Origin of the sequence: Paenibacillus urinalis (assembly GCF_028747985.1) — a bacterium.
GTDB classification, from domain to species: Bacteria; Bacillota; Bacilli; order Paenibacillales; family Paenibacillaceae; genus Paenibacillus; species Paenibacillus urinalis.
Genome location: NZ_CP118108.1, coordinates 4,498,955 through 4,516,196 on the forward strand (window position 1 = coordinate 4,498,955; position 17,242 = coordinate 4,516,196).

18 protein-coding genes and 1 pseudogene are annotated in these 17,242 nt (G+C 44.5%); 7 read left to right on the forward strand and 12 right to left on the reverse strand.

Annotation, left to right across the window (positions count from 1 at the left end; genetic code table 11):
* Positions 1–125: 125 nt before the first annotated feature.
* Positions 126–440: a thioredoxin gene (trxA, locus tag PUW25_RS20770; RefSeq protein WP_047913576.1), complete on the reverse strand. Its 315-nt coding sequence runs from the start codon at positions 438–440 to the stop codon at positions 126–128.
* Between the two features lie 229 nt (positions 441–669).
* On the opposite strand from trxA, the gene PUW25_RS20775 reads away from it, so the two are divergent.
* Positions 670–828, forward strand: coding sequence for a YqzM family protein (locus PUW25_RS20775; protein WP_090726846.1), 159 nt, complete (start codon positions 670–672; stop codon positions 826–828).
* A 115-nt stretch (positions 829–943) separates the two neighbouring features.
* On the opposite strand, the gene dnaI is transcribed toward PUW25_RS20775, so the two are convergent.
* The 3 genes from dnaI to PUW25_RS20790 all read right to left on the reverse strand — a co-directional run bounded on the left by dnaI (position 944) and on the right by PUW25_RS20790 (position 4,084).
* Complete coding sequence (dnaI, locus tag PUW25_RS20780) at positions 944–1,897, reverse strand: primosomal protein DnaI (protein ID WP_205054919.1); 954 nt, start codon at positions 1,895–1,897, stop codon at positions 944–946.
* Positions 1,898–1,958: 61 nt separating this feature from the next.
* Positions 1,959–3,488, reverse strand: coding sequence for a replication initiation and membrane attachment family protein (locus PUW25_RS20785; protein ID WP_205054918.1), 1,530 nt, complete (start codon positions 3,486–3,488; stop codon positions 1,959–1,961).
* 266 nt (positions 3,489–3,754) lie between these two features.
* Positions 3,755–4,084: a YuiB family protein gene (locus PUW25_RS20790; protein ID WP_370510377.1), complete on the reverse strand. Its 330-nt coding sequence runs from the start codon at positions 4,082–4,084 to the stop codon at positions 3,755–3,757.
* Positions 4,085–4,398: 314 nt separating this feature from the next.
* Here PUW25_RS20790 and hemQ point away from each other — a divergent pair, with 314 nt between their 5' ends.
* Entirely contained in the window at positions 4,399–5,142 is a 744-nt protein-coding gene (gene hemQ, locus PUW25_RS20795) for a hydrogen peroxide-dependent heme synthase (RefSeq protein WP_047913573.1), read from the forward strand.
* Between the two features lie 66 nt (positions 5,143–5,208).
* On the opposite strand, the gene PUW25_RS20800 is transcribed toward hemQ, so the two are convergent.
* Positions 5,209–5,463 carry a hypothetical protein gene (locus tag PUW25_RS20800; protein ID WP_047913572.1) on the reverse strand — a complete coding sequence of 85 codons (255 nt, stop codon included), beginning with the start codon at positions 5,461–5,463 and terminating at the stop codon, positions 5,209–5,211.
* Between the two features lie 3 nt (positions 5,464–5,466).
* Complete coding sequence (locus PUW25_RS20805; RefSeq protein ID WP_205054917.1) at positions 5,467–6,657, reverse strand: NAD(P)/FAD-dependent oxidoreductase; 1,191 nt, start codon at positions 6,655–6,657, stop codon at positions 5,467–5,469.
* A gap of 579 nt (positions 6,658–7,236) precedes the next feature.
* Here PUW25_RS20805 and PUW25_RS20810 point away from each other — a divergent pair.
* Positions 7,237–8,238 carry an NAD(P)/FAD-dependent oxidoreductase gene (locus PUW25_RS20810; RefSeq protein ID WP_047913570.1) on the forward strand — a complete coding sequence of 334 codons (1,002 nt, stop codon included), beginning with the start codon at positions 7,237–7,239 and terminating at the stop codon, positions 8,236–8,238.
* A gap of 348 nt (positions 8,239–8,586) precedes the next feature.
* On the opposite strand, the gene sda is transcribed toward PUW25_RS20810, so the two are convergent.
* Positions 8,587–8,730, reverse strand: a complete 144-nt coding sequence (gene sda, locus PUW25_RS20815) for a sporulation histidine kinase inhibitor Sda (RefSeq protein WP_152557820.1) — start codon at positions 8,728–8,730, stop codon at positions 8,587–8,589.
* 391 nt (positions 8,731–9,121) lie between these two features.
* On the reverse strand, positions 9,122–9,781 hold the full coding sequence (locus PUW25_RS20820; protein ID WP_047913569.1) for a YheC/YheD family protein: 660 nt from the start codon (positions 9,779–9,781) through the stop codon (positions 9,122–9,124).
* A 180-nt stretch (positions 9,782–9,961) separates the two neighbouring features.
* Between PUW25_RS20820 and PUW25_RS20825 the strand changes: the two genes are divergently transcribed.
* Positions 9,962–10,165 (forward strand): hypothetical protein, encoded by a 204-nt coding sequence (locus tag PUW25_RS20825; RefSeq protein ID WP_047913568.1) that lies wholly within the window; start codon positions 9,962–9,964, stop codon positions 10,163–10,165.
* Between the two features lie 242 nt (positions 10,166–10,407).
* A complete protein-coding gene (locus PUW25_RS20830; RefSeq protein ID WP_205054914.1) occupies positions 10,408–11,931 on the forward strand; it encodes a Ppx/GppA phosphatase family protein in 1,524 nt (507 codons plus the stop codon).
* Here the strand turns inward: PUW25_RS20830 and ppk1 are convergent.
* Complete coding sequence (gene ppk1 / locus PUW25_RS20835) at positions 11,891–13,987, reverse strand: polyphosphate kinase 1 (RefSeq protein WP_152557823.1); 2,097 nt, start codon at positions 13,985–13,987, stop codon at positions 11,891–11,893. The two genes, PUW25_RS20830 and ppk1, sit on opposite strands and share 41 nt — an antisense overlap.
* A 287-nt stretch (positions 13,988–14,274) precedes the next feature.
* Between ppk1 and PUW25_RS20840 the strand changes: the two genes are divergently transcribed.
* Positions 14,275–14,502: a hypothetical protein gene (locus PUW25_RS20840; protein ID WP_047913565.1), complete on the forward strand. Its 228-nt coding sequence runs from the start codon at positions 14,275–14,277 to the stop codon at positions 14,500–14,502.
* Between the two features lie 118 nt (positions 14,503–14,620).
* On the opposite strand, the gene PUW25_RS20845 is transcribed toward PUW25_RS20840, so the two are convergent.
* Both PUW25_RS20845 and PUW25_RS20850 read right to left on the reverse strand, forming a co-directional pair.
* The gene (locus PUW25_RS20845; RefSeq protein ID WP_047913564.1) at positions 14,621–15,007 is read right to left on the reverse strand and encodes a VOC family protein; all 387 of its coding nucleotides are present in this window, start codon (positions 15,005–15,007) and stop codon (positions 14,621–14,623) included.
* Positions 15,008–15,167: 160 nt separating this feature from the next.
* Complete coding sequence (locus tag PUW25_RS20850; RefSeq protein ID WP_274337479.1) at positions 15,168–15,983, reverse strand: hypothetical protein; 816 nt, start codon at positions 15,981–15,983, stop codon at positions 15,168–15,170.
* A 123-nt stretch (positions 15,984–16,106) separates the two neighbouring features.
* On the opposite strand from PUW25_RS20850, the pseudogene PUW25_RS20855 reads away from it, so the two are divergent.
* A pseudogene (locus PUW25_RS20855) lies at positions 16,107–16,295 on the forward strand (class I SAM-dependent methyltransferase); the annotation flags it as partial.
* A gap of 437 nt (positions 16,296–16,732) precedes the next feature.
* On the opposite strand, the gene PUW25_RS20860 reads toward PUW25_RS20855, so the two are convergent.
* Entirely contained in the window at positions 16,733–17,092 is a 360-nt protein-coding gene (locus PUW25_RS20860) for a HesB/IscA family protein (RefSeq protein ID WP_047913561.1), read from the reverse strand.
* Positions 17,093–17,242 lie beyond the last annotated feature (150 nt).

Consider the following 17,242-nt stretch of genomic DNA (forward strand, 5'->3'; position numbering starts at 1 on the left):
TAGTATAGCTTCTTTCCTCGTACGATCAAGTGCTATCTGTATTCTTCATCTAAACCGCAAAAACCATGAAAAAACGCCCCAGGCTGCAATGCCGGAGGCGTTATCATCTTCATTTCTTAAGCCGATTAGTGCTTGGAAATCAGATTTTTCAGGTTTTCCTTAGAGTTCAAGCCAACCACTTTATCCACAGGCTGACCGTCTTTGAACAGAATCAGTGTAGGAATGCTCATTACACCGAAACGGGAAGCCGATTCAGGGTTCTCATCCACGTTTACTTTAGCGATCTTCACGTCATCGCCTACTTCACCAGCAAGCTCTTCCAGAATAGGAGCAAGCATTTTACAAGGACCGCACCAAGGCGCCCAGAAATCTACAAGAACCGTACCTGTGCCTTCAACCTCAGTGTTGAAGGATTGATCGGATACATTAACAATAGCCATGAATTATGTCCTCCTTATATATACTGCGTAGTTATTATTAAACTTCATATCGTTCTGGTAAACGATTGAGTTCATTATAGCACAACGCCTTCCGTAATGAAATACATGCATATGCATATATTTTGCGAATTCTTTACAAAAGTTTCCCTATTCAAGGAATCTTTACAAGTGATTCCTATAGTGGGTATACTTATATTGTTTTAGTACGTAAACAGAGGAGGGCAGCATCATGGAACCAAACATTGTCAGACCGTACGATCCAAGGTCCCATGTGAACGAAGAACCGCGTAACGATCTCTTCGATCTCATTGGCGGATTCGTCGGCATGTTCGTGCTGATGACCGTTATCTTTTTTGGAATGGTTATCATTAAGTTCCTGATGGCGTAGGCTTTCAAGTAGAAAGCCCCATGACCCAAGCCAAAGTCTGATTCACCCGCTGTGACGGGATGATCAGACTTTGTTTATTGTGCCCGATATTTATGATTTCATCAGCTCCATACGGTTACCGATGTTTTCCACGCTGATTGTCTCCACGTACAGGAACCACGTCTACAAAAGGACGAATCCGGTCCATTAAGCGTTGTCCCTTATGCCGTTCTTCCCCGTCCTTGCTCGTAAAGCTCAGATGCTGCTCCAGGCTGTCCAGATTATAATTTGAAGTATAGAACGTCGGCTTGCGGTTCATACGATAGTTCAGAATTGAGCCCAGTACATGATCTCGTACCCAAGGGCTTAAGTTCTCAGCACCGATGTCATCAAATATGAGCAGATCGCAGTTCTTAAGCATCTCTGTTGTTTCCTTCAGCTTCTGCCCGTCCTGGAACATGGATTTCAGATCCTCTACAAAGTCAGGCATATAAACGATGACGCCGGTGAACCCTTCAAGCGCCAGCTCATGCAGCAAATATCCCATAAGGAACGTCTTCCCTGTTCCAAAAGAGCCTTCGAGATATAGTCCATGTGGTGAAAGTCCGTTCTGCTTCGCTTCATTAACGTAACGAAACACCTGATTCACGGCAGGCGCACGCTGCAGATCTTTTCTTAGAATCTCGGCAACATTATACCCCTCACTCAGAGCACGTTCATCCACATAGAAGCTCTGGATCCGCTCCTTGACCTTTTTCTTGTGCATCGCTGCAAGCTGGAGGTTGCAGGGGGTTTTTTTATCTATAATTTCAGGCTCACCGTTAAAATGCTCGACTGACAATTTCGAATAATGTCCTTCGAAGTCATTCGGGCACTTCGCAAGACCTGGGCAGTTCGCACAATTGCTGCTGTCTTTGGCATACTGAAAAAACTTGGATAATGAGAGCATAAACCGGGTGTCATCGACCTCAGGGTTCTCTTCCAAGAACCGGCGAACAGAAGGATCCGCCTTCAGCTTGTCCGCAATGGCATGAGACTGTTGACGAAACGACGGATTCATCTGCTGTAATATTTGTCCTAGCGGTCCCATCTTTGGTTAATGCCCTCCTTTCTTGTACTGAAATATATGAATATTGAAGTTTATTGTTGTTTTAACGGAGTGACTTCTTCGCCTGCATTTCCTCGGCAAAACGAATCATCTCTTCAAGCTCCTCTTCGGTAATCGAAGCTCCGTCCCCTGTATCTTGAACAATAGGAATGTCCGGCTTCAGTTTGGCCTGCTGTGAAGCATAGCCTCTCGCGCGACCTGGTCTTTGAGCCTTCTCATTCGTTTTATCCTTGCTGCCTTTGACCTTCGACTGGTCACGGATATACTGTACCGCTTTTTCATAAGTATTAACCTGCTTGAGCAGCATATTGGAAGCAATGGCTTCCACAAAATTGCGATTAATACGCTGTTCACTTCCAGACACCAGCAGAGTCATTAGATAATGAATCAATACATTAATGACTTCACCCGGAAGCTTATAGCTGAGGTCTACTTTTTCAAATATGTCAATGAGATTGTCAGGTACGGAGCCTGGGAAAAAGGTTTGCAGCAAACGCAAATAAGGTTCATTACGAAGCATCATATTGTACTGGTGTATATCGCACTTGGAAGAGAATTGAGGCGGCACTTCCAAATAATATTCCATCTCTACCCCATGCTCGACAGGAGGCTCATCGGTCTGCTTACTGTCAAGCGCCTGCCGCATGCTGACCACCTTCGCTGCGTGGATGGACCTCTCTTCCTTCCGCTTCTTCCCTTGTCTGAACATGCTGCTGGCCAGCTCCTGCAGACGATCCAGTATAATTTCCCCACGGGTGTTAAATACGTCGTCCTCATCAAGCAATCGGCATACATCCTGAATCCCCAGGTCATATTTGTGTACAACATAGTTCACAAGGCCAAGCTGATCCGGTTCAAATCGGAGCTGCTCGACATAACGCCGATTGGCAGATTCACGAGGGAAGCGCAAAATAATATCCGCGTAGTTCAGCTGATCATTCTCAGGAACTGCCGGCGTACTTGCTTCAGACCTAGCACTCGACATCTCGGATAATGCCTGCTCCAGCTCATAGTCAATGACATGTGTATTCAGCTCAAATATATCGTAAAACGGGACAGAGATATTCTCCTTGTTCGCTAATGGTGAGCCTGATTCCTCGGCATCTTCAGTCCAAATCTGCGATCTCAATGCAAGGACTGCGAACTTACCGATCTTATCTCTCAGCAGCAGCGTCAGATGCTGGGTCCGGAAAAATTCACCGGGAGACAACGGAGGATACAGCTCATACTCATAGGTATATTCATCTGTCTCAGGTATATAAACTCGGGAAGTCTGAAGCAGCCCTACGGCTTCAAGCTTGGAGGTTTGCTCCATCAAATACTTGCGTCCTTTATCACTGGGCTCGAGTCCCAGCGCCAGGAACAGCTTGCGCTGCTGCTCCATCGTGGAGTAGCCGATTTGATCTGCTCTGACATGCTGGAATAACAGCCTGTACAAGCTGATCGCAAAGGCCCCCGCCATGGGCTGATATGCGGAGCTGAGCATCCGTTCGTCCAGGCTGCTAAGTCCAAACTCGCGGAAAACGCAGTATCGATGATTCTCGGTAAAGTGCAGCATGTTCTTCATGCGCATCGCTCATTTCTCCTTCTTCCGAATAATAATGTTTCTCTATTCTATCATAAAAGACGTCCGCTTAAATCTTCAAAAATAGCCAATTTCCCTGCTTAATCTTTCCGCTATTTCATCTTATACGACATTAATCGACCATTCTTCTATTTTGAAAGCCACGGTTTACTATTGTACTCTATCACTCTATGAAAAGTGAACCCCTGATATGACAAAAGAGCCCCTTTCTTCATCCAGAAAGAGGCGTCCTGCAATAAGTATCAAGTTAATTACTAAAACATTCGGTATCCTCCAAGCCTCAGCTTCTTAATCGTCCATCCGCTCATCACGGCTCCTACAAGTCCAGCAATACCTGTTAAGTAATCCACTAGCCGATATGTACCGAGATGCGCACCAAGGCTCATACTTTCCTGATTCCACATGGTGAAGATTACGACAGGAATCAGCACGATGACAAACAAATAAGAAGGAAACCACGTTGTCTTCATCAGCATATTCAAAATGAAACCGATCCCAAACATCATGACAAAAAATAAAACCATGAGAACAAGCACAGGTAAAATCTGCATCCGTTCACCTTCCCCCTCTTTCTGCCAATTCATGTATGCAAACCCATAATAGATAATCATTAGTTTAACTCAAATAAGAGGGACAGGCAATGAGATCACCTTCAAAAATACAGGTCTTGCCGTTGCAAAAACAAAAAATGAGCAGGCTTCCGCCCAAAAGCTCAAATTATGAGCATTTTGTTAAAACAGCTCACTTAATGAGATCTTCATTTGCCCAGCCGCTTCACGCTTTGATACAATAAAGCTGCATGCACCAGAATCCAATTCATAAAAGGTATTATGAAATGGATTCACAACAAATGAAAAATTCTTTTACAATAAATATTCCAATCAGGAGTGATAAACAGATGAGCGAAGCGGCTTTAACTCTCGAGGGCTGGTATGCCCTTCATGATTTCAGATCGATCAACTGGGCGGCATGGCGTGCTGCTGACGATGAGACCCGTGCGGTTGCCACAGATGAATTGCAGGAATTTCTGAATGCCTGGGCAGCGGATGAGGAATCCGGCAAGGGAAGCTCTACGGTATATACTGTAGTAGGTCAAAAAGCTGATTTTGTCATGATGCATCTGCGTGAAACGCTGGAGGATCTGAATGCGATCGAGAATGCATTTAACAAAACCACGTTTGCCCAATTTACGACGAAATCCTATTCTTATGTCAGCGTTGTTGAGCTTAGCAACTATCTCGGTAAAGATGAAGATCCGATGCAGAATCCACAGATTGTTGCACGTCTGAAGCCTGTACTTCCGAAGAATCAATACATCTGCTTCTATCCAATGAACAAAAAACGCGATCTCAGTGACAACTGGTACATGCTGTCGATGGACGAGCGCAAAACCATGATGAGAAGTCACGGTATGATCGGCCGCAGCTATGCGGGCAAAGTAAAGCAAATCATTACAGGTTCTGTCGGATTCGATGACTGGGAGTGGGGAGTGACGCTGTTCTCAGACGATGCTCTTCAATTCAAGAAGCTGATCTATGAAATGCGTTTTGATGAAGTCAGCGCACGTTATGGTGAATTTGGTTCTTTCTATGTAGGAAGCCTGCTGACACAGGAGTCATTTGAAGCTATGCTGAAGCTGTAAGCTTATACAAAAAGGATGTACTGCGGATCAACCTGCAGCACATCCTCTTTTTTTGGTAACAATGCTTTAATCCTCATCTTCCTCTTCGAGCTTTTTCAGTGATTCCAGGAACTCTGCCGTTGCACGGTCGCGGTCCCTGCTCTTCTCCTTCAATCGCTCGATGGCCGGCAGAATAAGAATGTCAACTTCCTTCTGAACAATATAAGATAGATCATAACGGTCTTGTTCTTCTAAATAGCTGCCTACTTCCATCAGTGCATTATACCGATTAAGTTCATCTCTAGTTAGCAGCCCGCGTACTTGAACACTGCAATGTCTCATAAGTTAAAAGAACCTTCCTTTTTGAATGACGAGCGGAATTCCGCCGATCTTATATAAGTATCTGATATCTACTGCTTTTTTGAGCTGGGCAGCCTTCCAGCCTTTCCATTTCTTCCCGTTCACAACGGCAATCGCTTCTCCCTTGCCAAGTGACGCTACTGTCCCTTTATGATTGAATCTGAATTTTTCCAGCGATTTGCCCCGGATCAGTAAAGAGATATTCTTAGCACAATTGACTCCTTGCTGCATCGCCATCTGAGCTGTAGGCGGGTAAGGACGACCCTCTGCACTCAAAATGAGAGAGCTGTCTCCAATGATGAATATGTTATCGAAGCCGGGCGCCCGCAAATATTCATCAACGGCTACACGTCCGCGTGTGACCTCAAAGCCAGCCTGCTCCACCAGCCTGTTGCCCCTGATTCCCCCGGTCCATACGACCGTGGAAGCTTCAATGTGTTCCCCATCTCCGATAATAACACCCTCAGGCAGACATTCTTTGATAGGAACACCTATACGCAGTGATACTCCCTTGTCCTTAAGCACCTTCATCGCATAATCGACCAGTTCTTTATCAAAGCCTGGAAGGGCCGTTGGAGCTGCTTCAACATTGTAGAGGTGTACAACCCCTGGATCGACATCAAACTCCTTGCACAGGCGTGGAAGACGGTCAGCAAGCTCAGATACGAACTCTACGCCGCTAAAGCCCGCACCGCCCACTACAAAATTCATTCTGCTGGCCTTGCTGTCATTCTTGTAGCATGCAAATTGATACTCAATATGCTCCCGGATCAGCCTTACTGAATTAATGCTGCGAATCGTCAAAGCGTGCTCTCTCATCCCAGGGATTCCGAACGTTTCCGGTTCACCTCCGAGACCAACAACTAAGACATCGTACGACAAGGTACCATCTTCCAATATCACTTTCTTCTCATGCGGCCTAATATCTTTCACTGCAGATTTCACAAGATCGATCTTGAATTCATCAATTAATTTGGAAATAGGCACCCTTGCATGCTCAATTGAGTCCGTCCCCGCGGCCGGCATATGAAGATGTGTCGTAATATAATGGTAGTCATGCCGATTTACGAGTGTAACGTCTGCTTCGTTATAATTCAGTTCCTTTTGAAGTCGCTGCGCGGTTAATATACCCCCGTAGCCTGCGCCAAGGATGACAATCTTAGGAATGCTGCTCATGCGCTTACCCCTCCGATATTGTTTCAACTTCTATAGAAGGAACCAAAGTCAATATTATCAGGTTATAATAAGTAAATCTTCATAACAACTGAATCGATTTCATCCTATTAGTCCGCTCTATATTTATGGCCCATCCTCCCCTGAACGTACAAGTTCACTATGGGCTCTTATCAATCCAGCTGTACACATCCACCTTCGCATCTCATGCTAAAAAGATGGTGTAATTCAATTCCTATTCATTAAAACGACAACTTATGTCATTCGGTTGCAAAACTATATAAAATAAGCCTAAAACCTTTAAAAATCAAGTTATTTTTTCATGCAACAAAAATGATAGCGATACGTATCGAAAATAGCAAGAGAAAATATAATCGTTTTCTGGGTGAAAATTATAGGAAAAGTTGTATATTGTTCTTTGCAACGAGCAAGAGTAGTGTCTATAATTGATAATGACTATCAAATAGAAAGACTAATGGCCATATTTCATCCGTTTACCCATTGGTCTATGAATCGAAATTCGTGGGATTTGATCCGTGACGATATTGATTCGGAATAAAACATGAAAGGTGTGTTTTACAGGTGACGACCCCAGATTCCACACAAGATATAACTGATTTGCTCATCATCGGCGGCGGTCCCGCTGGGATGTTCGCGGCATTTTACGGAGGGATGCGTCAGGCTTCTGTCAAAATCGTAGAGAGCATGCCTCAGCTCGGCGGGCAGCTTGCCGCCTTGTATCCGGAGAAATACATCTATGATGTTGCTGGATTTCCAAAGATTACGGCTGGCGATCTCGTCGGCAATCTGCTGGAGCAAATGAAACGCTTCGACACCGATATCCGTCTAGAGGAGAAGGTACTTTCTGTTGAAAAGAAAGAAGAGCGGCATTTTGTCGTAACGACAGATAAAGACGTTCATCATGCCAAAGCCGTTATTATTACAGCAGGTGTAGGCGCATTCGAGCCTCGCAGACTGGATCTTGAAGGAGCGGGCAAGTTCGAACAAACGAACCTGCACTATTTTGTAAGTGACCTGCAGCGCTTTGCCGGCAAGAAGGTGCTCATCAGCGGAGGAGGAGATTCTGCAGTTGACTGGGCGCTTATGCTTGAGCCAATCGCAGAGCAAGTCACCCTGATTCACCGCCGCGATAAATTCCGTGCGCATGAGCACAGTGTAGAGAACCTTATGGCATCCAAAGTGAATGTAGTTACGCCAGTAGAGATTACGGAGCTTCATGGTGAAGACCGCATCACGAAGGTAACGCTCTCTCATGTCAAGATAAAAGAAACACAAGAGATTGAAGTTGATGATGTCATTGTAAACTTTGGATTCATTTCCTCTCTAGGTCCGATTGCCGAGTGGGGCATCGAGATTAACAGCAACTCCATTGTGGTTGATACACGTATGGAGACAAGTATTCCGGGAATCTTTGCCGCCGGTGATATTACAACCTATGAAGGTAAGCTGAAGCTGATTGCTGTTGGATTCGGCGAAGCACCGACCGCAGTTAATAACGCCAAGGTCTATGTGGACCCAAGCGCGAAGCTGTCTCCAGGCCATAGCAGCAACATGAAGATGTAAGGGATAAATGCATAATATTGCAACAAAAAAGGGTATCTTACTCCTGAAACTAATCTCAGGAGTGGATACCCTTTGTCATATGTATGCCCAATATGTAACGGTCTAGATTCCGCACCCGTGTTACTTTGTCCTAACTGCCATCAAGAAACCGTAGATTGCGGACTGCAGGAAGATTACGCAGGACCTTACAGTCCCTATGTCGCATCTTCCCACGCTCAAACGATACCAGCAGCAGCCAATCAATGCATACACTTAATGCATTGTCCCCATTGTCTGACGGAATTCTCTTATGCAGCTGATACCTGGTATGTGCCTGGAAGGATCTGACCGTCCACAAATCGAGGATTTCTAGTGCAGAACGGAAGATACGTCGGTATGCAATCTGCGCTTGTGGATTTCTTCTAATAATAATGCTATGAAATCGACATCAAGCTGAAGCTCGATTGCCATATGGTAAGAATCGAGCAGCGTCTCATCTGAGAGCATAGCCATGTGTCCGACACAACCTTTCCTATTTATTCCTCAAAGCTATCATATCAGAGAATAAAAAGTAGAACAAGCGTTCTTGATATCCACATCCACTTGTGGAAATCCTGTGTATAAAATGTTAATAATTATGATAAATCTATATTTTTGGCAAGTGGATTATGTGGATAATATTTATACACAGGTCATTTTCTCTGAAAACCTTCTCAAAATTTTTTTCTAGTTGAATCAATTTCATAATACCTTTAGCTGCTTTAATCAAGAGTATATATAGATCAAAATGATTTCGTTTGTCTATATATAGTTTCAATTCTACCTTTTTAATGATTTATGAAATTGATTCAGTTATATTAAAATTTGATAGAATGAGGAGACTGCATCATTACATGAAGAACCATTATTGAGGTCTTGTATTGACTTCCAGAATCCAGATCTTTCCCGAATGGTCAAGTCCATAATCAAAGCCCAATTGTCCGAGTCCCGGGAACCTTTCTTCTAAGATAGCCGTACAGACACGTGTTAAATTCCGCATCTCCTGCTGCTTCGACCGAGCGCTGATGTGGGGAAGTGACTGCTGTAATGCCAGCCGTCCTTTAATTAAGGTTCCGCCCTTGCATACATTGGTTATCACAAGGCCGGGTCGAGCCAGTCTTCCCAGCATAGCCGTGATCTTCCAGCCTGCCTCCTGCTTGACGAATTTGACACGATAATCGATCGGTCTGCCTCCGATCTGAGCCAGCTCTATTCCACGCTGTATTAGATAGCTTCTTCTCTTCTTTGCTCTCAGAAGCGAGGCATACATAAGATCAAAATTCGAAAACGTCAGTCGGCGTGACAGTTTGGTGTATGAATAACCTGTCTGCTCTTGCTTAACACGAATGACACCGGCTCCTCCGCCTCCATGGACGGGCTTAACAAATACCATTCCGTATTTTTGTAACATATTTTTCAGATGCTGCTTGGTAAACAAGCAGGTTTCTGGGATATGATTAGCAACAGAGGCATTGCTCAGGAGCACTTGTGTTTTTAACCACTTACTTCCGATCGTCAAGCTCATTTTCTTCCTTCTCCCCTCTATATAAGATTTAAGGATGAACTTAAGCGTGGTATATACTACATATATATTGGCGGAAGACTTGCTTCTCTTGTATGTATGCCTTTGTAGAGAGCCTGTTTTGGTTAAACTTATAGAAACATTGCAAGCAGATTATAACCCTGGAAGGGAGCACTAACTAAAGTGGCGCAATTTATTGAAAGTCTATACGGGGTCGCTTATTTTGCCATCGTTCTCGTACTTGTTGCTGTAACGATTCTTACTTTCGTGACAGGCATTAAATTTATCCGTGACAAGAAGCATATCGGTTTTGGAATTGGCTGTATCGTCTTCTCTCTCATCTTTACAGGTATTTTTATCAGTGTCATTGAGTTCATTACTTCGTAAAGCAATAAACCGTGATGTGCAAAATATCCGCTTGCTCCTATCTGGAGAGGCGGTTTTTTTGTTTATGCTGTCTGTTTAAGCTGTTACAATATAGTACATATATTTAGACGTGGGCTTTTTACATAAACCTGGTACTGATTTCATTCGAGTATATATGCATCTAACAAGCGATAGGATGGTAATAATGCAATATTCAATCAGGAATCACCTGGGAGTCTCACAAAAAGGAGTGGCTTGCTGACATGAATCATCGAACTGGCATCATTGATATTGGATCGAACTCGATCCGACTCGTAATATACGAAGTACTTCATTCAGGAGAGCATAGAGTTCTCCATGAGAAAAAGTATGCAGCTAGGCTCAGTCAAAAAGTGAGTCCTGACGGCACCATCACCAAAGAAAATATAGATACGATCATTCCCGTTCTGCTGAGCTATCAGGATATCTGTTCAGCATACCGTGTCTTACATATCCGGGCAGCGGCGACCGCAGCCATTCGAAACGCTGCAAACAGCGAGGAGATTACAGGCTGGATCAGAGCGGCGACCGGACTTACCGTTGAGCTTATTTCCGGAGAGGACGAAGGACGACTTGGGTTTCTCGGTGTGCGAGAATCCATCCCCCTCCAGGACGGATATATCATTGATATCGGAGGAGGAAGTACAGAGATCACACTGTTCCTTAACCGCGAGTATCGAGCAAGCTTATCGATCCCATATGGTGCGGTTAATTCTCATGCACGTTACGGCACAGCCGATTACTGGCGTTCAGAAACCGTGCAAGGATTCAAACAGTCGATCCTTACGGCCTTGAAGGAGGAGGAGTGGCTGCTGACACATCCAAATCTTCCACTCGTCGGTCTTGGCGGCACCGTTCGTGCCTTGGCAAAAATGGTTCAGAAGAGACAAGCCTATTCCCTTCCGCTTATGCACGGGTACATGATGAGCAAAGCTGATATTCAGTCCTTCTATGACACGCTTCCATATATTCCATATGACCAGCGCAAGAAGACCCCTGGCTTATCCAAGGATCGAACCGATCTGATCATTCCTGGTATTATTCTGCTGCAGACGATCTTCGAGCTATTACGGTCTACCCATTATGTGGTGAGCGGAGCAGGACTTCGTGACGGGTTGTTCTATGAGCCCCTTCATCGGCAATTTCCTCAGTTTATGGATCAGGATGTCTTGTACAAGAGTGTCCACAATGCTCTTGCCTATGATTCACTTGCACCGCAGGAGGAGCTTGATCAAGTCTACAGCCTAATGAAGCGACTTCACACTACACTTATAGGCCAAGGACAGACACAGGATGAGCGCATCATTTATGCTGTGTCTATGCTTCACAGATTAGGAGAGCGGGTACATCACCACCGGGCAAGCTCCCATTCCATGTATTGGCTCATGAACAAAGGCATGTGGGGACTCAGTCATCGAGAAACGGTCATCTCTGCTATCGTCTGTGATTACCATAAGAACCGTACGCCCAAGCAAATCCAAGATCATTTGGATATTTTGACATCTGCAGATGTGGAGAAAATACACCAAATCGGCTCCCTGCTTAAGCTCGCCCGAGCTTTATACAGTGGAGGAAAAGCGATCCAAAGGGTGGAAATGCAAAAAACAGACGACGCCCTGCACCTGCAGTTAAGCTGCAGCAGGGAGCCGTCTGTGGAACTGGTGGAACTAACGGAGGCTAAGAAAGATGTTGAGAAGGCCTGGAAGCTTAGCTTGAAATGGTCGCTTTCTCTTTCTTCCACGTTTTGATCTTAAGTGCTTCGAATTGACTTCTCAGGCTCGGCTCATCATTCGTAACAGGAACATAATTCCCGTTCGATAGAAGGAGCCGGGCCTTCACATTGTCTTGTAACGATAATTCCAATATATTGACAATCGTTTGCTTAAGCTGTGGATCATGCACTGGACACATCAGCTCAATCCGGCGATTTAGATTACGAGTCATCCAGTCCGCACTGGATAGGTAGACCTCTGGATCTTTATGGTTCTGAAAATAAAATATACGTGAATGCTCAAGGAACCGGTCAACGATACTGATGACCCGGATATTCTCGCTAAGCCCTTCTATTCCGGGACGAAGGCAGCATACACCTCTAACGATCAGCTGAATCTTGACTCCTGCCTGTGAAGCAGCGTAGAGCTCGTCAATCAACTCCTGGTTGGACAGGGAATTAATCTTGGCGATGATTTGAGCCGGTTTACCCTGTGCTGCATTTTCTGCTTCTCTGCGTATCAACTCGAACAGCCTTGATTTCAGTCCATCCGGTGCGATATGAAGCTGCTGCAAGCCTTGGGCTGCGGAATATCCCGTTATTTCGTTAAATACTTCAGAAGCATCCTCGCCGATCTGCGGATCTGAAGTAAGAAGTCCGATATCTGTATACACCCGTGCTGTGCTCGCATTATAATTGCCTGTGCCTACATGGACGTATCTCTTGAGCATATTTTGTTCTTTTCGAACGACGAGAATGATCTTGGCATGTGTCTTCAGACCGACAAGGCCGTATACGACATGGCAGCCTGCCTTCTCCAGCTTCCTCGCCCAAGCGATGTTTCGCTCTTCATCAAATCTCGCCTTCAGCTCGACAACAACGGTCACCTGCTTGCCCATCTCTGCCGCATGAGCAAGTGCTGCAATCAGTCTGGAGTCTCCATTGACCCGATACAAGGTCATCTTGATTGCCATGACCTGCGAATCCTCGGATGCCTCTTCTACAAAATCCGTAACCGCATCAAAAGACTCATATGGATGGTACAGCAATACGTCCTGTCTTCGCAGTATGCGGAACATGCTCTCCTCAGTATTGAAGATATCTGGATAAACAGGCTTGATGGAGGGATATTTCAAATGGGTATATCCTTCGAGCTGATCCACAAATCCACTTAGAAATCCAAGATCCATCGGCCCTTGAATTTCGAATATTTCATCAGAGCCTATCGAGAATTCTTCCTGTAAATATTCAAGTGCATACGGATGAATTCCCTGCTCCACTTCAAGACGTACAGGCGCACCTCTTCTGCGTCTTCTCAGCTCTTTTTCAATCTCTTCGAGCAAATCCTCTGCTTCTTCCTCATTGATGTACAAGTCCGAATTTCGCGTTAGTCTAAAGCCATGAACGGCTTCTGGAATGTACCCGCTGAACAATGAATGAATATGATGTTTTATCAGTTCTTCAATTCGTATGAATGATTTCTTCTTGCTATTAGAACGCAGCGGAACTGAGATGACACGCGGAATATTAGAAGGAACCTGTACAATCGCAAAATAATGATCATTCGCTTCCTTGCTATCTTCCTTGCGCAAAACTACGGCCAAATACACATATTTATGGTGTACGAGTGGAAAAGGCCTGCTGGAGTCTACAGCCATAGGTGTCAGCACGGGAAATACAATATCGTGAAAATATTGCTCCATCGCTTTTTGCTGGGTTGCATTCAGGTCCGTATATTCCATAAATACGATCCCCTTTTTGCTCAGTTGTCTCAGCAAATCACGGTATGAACGATACTGCTCACTGACCATTTTCATCGTTCGTTTCATCAGTCTTCGATATAGACCTGTTGCTGTATATCCGGTAAAGTCCTTTTTCGTGAAGCCAGCCTTGATCTTCTCTCTGGTCTCTGCTACACGTACGCTCATAAACTCATCCAGGTTGGTCGTGACAATGGATAGGAAGCGGACGCGTTCCAGCAGGGGTGTATCCGGGCTCTGTGCTTCTTCAAGCACTCTTCTGTTGAATTCCAGCCAGCTTAAATCCCGATTCAGATATGGGTTCATGTCGTGATTATAATTCTCCTTTTTCATACTTCCCTCACTCATGAAGCGTATTGTTCGAAGCTTGATTGAGCTTACTCTCTTTTTCTATAATAGTTATTCATTTTTATTGTAAACTCTTTGTGTAAACGCAATGTAAAATCACCCAAGGTTGACCCATATTGCGATTCTTGAATATCAAGTTACTAAAAATATGAGAATGTTTCTACCAAATTTGACGGGATGCTTTACAATAGAGAATAGAGTAGGGTAAAGTGTTTACGTCAGTGCTATTATACGTGAACGTAGTTGTCACCTTACGAAAGAAGGAGGATACGATGAATTCCAATAAATCCAGAACGCTGCAAAAAAACATCGAGTTTTTTACTGCGGCCTTATCTCAAACCGTCGTTTCCGTTTGGCAGGAGGATTCTGCTGGCGTCTATTGCGAAATTGCCCGGGGTCATGTAGAAATGTTCTCCAATGATAAAGTGCGGTTAAGAAGTGAAGACGGCAGAGAGCATCATTATTCCCGTGACACGGTCATTTTCCAAACGGAAGTTTAATATACGAGGACGACTACGTATTCTTTAGAATTCAGTCCATTTTTAGATGGGCCGAATCCTAACGAATAAAAGGTAGTCGTTTTTTTATATAGATCGAAGCTGGCGTAGTGCCGGCATATTAGGAAGAATACGGGGCACCAAATTCAATAATATTGTGGTCGGGGTCCAGAATGAAAATTTGGGCAAATCCAGCAACACTGTCGGGTCTTGCTTCATACGGGATGTTCTGAGACTCCAGCCATTCAATTGTCGCCTTATGACTCTTCACCCATATTGCAAAATGTCCATCCGTCGTGTCAATTCCACGCTCTCTCAGCGTATCTCCTGCAGGATGCTCCAATAAATGCAGCTGTTGATGCTCCCCGATCGCATACCATACTCCCGTGGAGTTAAAGGGCGGACGCTCCAGCCGCTTAAACTTCAGCTTTTCCGAATAAAAAGCATGGGCGCGCTCGATATCCCGAACCGCAAGACTGACATGATGAATCCGTTCCATTTCAAGCATATTGTATACCTCACTTTTCATGATCTCGTGATGTAGTATCAACTTAGAATTTCCATGTCTATATGCTAACATATGTTCAGGGAAATTGTCATAGATGCTATTGAATACTTACGCGATTATGAAGTGAAATTTTTATAGGGGTATAGTGTTATTGCACCGGCTAATCTGTGCTGCGCTTATAATTGTCCCAGACGACTTGCTCTGTACGCAGATCAATCAATGCGGCATTTTCAACCAGTGCTGCCAGCCGAAGCGCCTCCTCAAGATTAGGATAACGGTCAAAGTATACCTCATTTACATATAAAGCTACTCCTTCATTGCCTGCGGTCGGGACCTCGCTGTCAGCTGCGACGTCAGTGGATTCGGAGCTCGTATTGGTGCTTCCTGAACTGGAACCTTCATCCCTATCCGTCACATCCCCTACTTTAACATCAGAAGCCAAAGTGTCTGTCGTTATAAGCTTATCTTGTACCTCACTATCTTCCTTATGCGCTTCTTGCTTCTGTTCATTATCCTGCTGCTTCATACCTGGCTCCTGCTCTTGCTGCATGTCATCCATGCCAGCCTGCTGATCTTGATCTGCACGGGTCTGTGCATATTGCTCTCCCTCTATATCCGCCGCCAGAGAGCTCGATATCATCACCTTCTCTTCATAGATCGGACGATTAGAAATCTCGGCCAGCGATGAAGATTCCATATCAATAAAGCCAAGCAGCGTTTCCTTGTAAGCAGCCGTCATAATGCCCTTACGATCACCCGATGCCTGTTCGTACTGCAGGGTCAGGTCTGTAGAATATTGCACTGTCCCCTCCTCGGCAAGCTGCTGAGCATATGCAATCAGTTCCTTCTGCGACGGAGGAAGTGGCAGATCCTCCAGTGCATCTCGCGCTATTTTATCGGTAATCGGCTGAGTAATCAATTCAGAGAAGACAGGCTCGGATACCTTCCTCACGACAATAACAAGTAGTGCTATCACGACAAGTAAAAATAACGTGTTCCTTATCATTTTATGTATCAGTATGATTTCCCCTTTATACCGTTCCCAAAGAACAATGATATAAAGTTTGTATCGGAAGTTCGGCATGAAATATGAAGTCATACGTCCATGTTTGAAGAGGCTGGCTTTATAGTTTCTTTACTGGAATATTGCGATGAGCAAGGCAAGTTTCATGAAAAGGAGTGGAATCCGCAGGACGGATTCATCTACCGCTCCAAACAATTTGACCATAGGAATACAGGAGAGCAGCTCGGGTTCGTGTCACTTATCGTGGATGCCAAGAAAACGTAGAAACTGATATACGTAGTTACATTATTTTCATTACATTAATTCCTAATAGAAACATTATAATACTAATTCCAAAAAGAACAGTCCTTGCAAGCCACCAAGGAAGGATGCTAAAGAAGGCCATGATCAGCCTTGTAATTGAGGAAAAGATATCAAAAAACCACCCTGCTGAGGAATCGTTTGAGTTATAGTCTGTGCTCTTATGTAATTCTCTTGTTAAATTCAACCCAAAAATGAAGGCCGATAAAGAAACCAGCCAAAAAACACCTGCAAAGAACCAACTCACACTGACAAGCTCCCCTCTATGCTGACTTAACTAAGTCTGTCTAAGCTTCATGATAAACGAAAAACCTTCTGGACTAAATAAGCATACTGCTTACATAGCTCAGAAGGTCAAATTCACAGCGTCTTAATACTTAAGAAACTATAACTTCCAACGATTAGCAAGGCTCTTCGTTCGGTTTACCCGCGTCCGTAGCTGTACGGAAGGAAGAACCACAGCCACAAGTCGCAATGGCGTTGGGATTATGAATGGTGAAACCACCCGTCATACCGGATTCTTCAAAGTCGATCTCAAGTCCGTCGAGGAAGCGAAGGCTGTCCTTCTCCACGACTACTTTCATATCTTGAATTGTCATATATACATCATCGTCTGTTTCGTTATCATCAAACCCCATCGCATAGGAGAACCCTGTGCAGCCTCCCGGTGTCACACCAAGACGGAGAAACATGTTCGGAGTTTCCTGCTGTTCGAGCATATCTTTCAGATGCTCTGCCGCTGTCTCGCTAATATTAATCATAAGTCTTACCTCCTTCTTTCCTGATAACTAAATTATACTCCAGTGACTTTCGTACCTCAAGAGTTACCTATCCGCATTTTCGGTATGCTTTTTATTAAGAATGTACTCTTTTTATTTCCAGATATTGAACCTACGAAATGTGAGGTTTAT

Coding starts and splice junctions, on each gene's coding strand:
- trxA (WP_047913576.1), bottom strand. CDS start 440: ATGGCTATTGTTAATGTATCCGATCAATCCTTCAACACTGAGGTTGAA.
- PUW25_RS20775 (WP_090726846.1), top strand. CDS start 670: ATGGAACCAAACATTGTCAGACCGTACGATCCAAGGTCCCATGTGAAC.
- dnaI (WP_205054919.1), bottom strand. CDS start 1,897: ATGGGACCGCTAGGACAAATATTACAGCAGATGAATCCGTCGTTTCGT.
- PUW25_RS20785 (WP_205054918.1), bottom strand. CDS start 3,488: ATGCGCATGAAGAACATGCTGCACTTTACCGAGAATCATCGATACTGC.
- PUW25_RS20790 (WP_370510377.1), bottom strand. CDS start 4,084: ATGAATTGGCAGAAAGAGGGGGAAGGTGAACGGATGCAGATTTTACCT.
- hemQ (WP_047913573.1), top strand. CDS start 4,399: ATGAGCGAAGCGGCTTTAACTCTCGAGGGCTGGTATGCCCTTCATGAT.
- PUW25_RS20800 (WP_047913572.1), bottom strand. CDS start 5,463: ATGAGACATTGCAGTGTTCAAGTACGCGGGCTGCTAACTAGAGATGAA.
- PUW25_RS20805 (WP_205054917.1), bottom strand. CDS start 6,657: ATGAGCAGCATTCCTAAGATTGTCATCCTTGGCGCAGGCTACGGGGGT.
- sda (WP_152557820.1), bottom strand. CDS start 8,730: ATGGCTATGCTCTCAGATGAGACGCTGCTCGATTCTTACCATATGGCA.
- PUW25_RS20820 (WP_047913569.1), bottom strand. CDS start 9,781: ATGAGCTTGACGATCGGAAGTAAGTGGTTAAAAACACAAGTGCTCCTG.
- PUW25_RS20830 (WP_205054914.1), top strand. CDS start 10,408: ATGAATCATCGAACTGGCATCATTGATATTGGATCGAACTCGATCCGA.
- ppk1 (WP_152557823.1), bottom strand. CDS start 13,987: ATGAAAAAGGAGAATTATAATCACGACATGAACCCATATCTGAATCGG.
- PUW25_RS20840 (WP_047913565.1), top strand. CDS start 14,275: ATGAATTCCAATAAATCCAGAACGCTGCAAAAAAACATCGAGTTTTTT.
- PUW25_RS20845 (WP_047913564.1), bottom strand. CDS start 15,007: ATGCTTGAAATGGAACGGATTCATCATGTCAGTCTTGCGGTTCGGGAT.
- PUW25_RS20860 (WP_047913561.1), bottom strand. CDS start 17,092: ATGATTAATATTAGCGAGACAGCGGCAGAGCATCTGAAAGATATGCTC.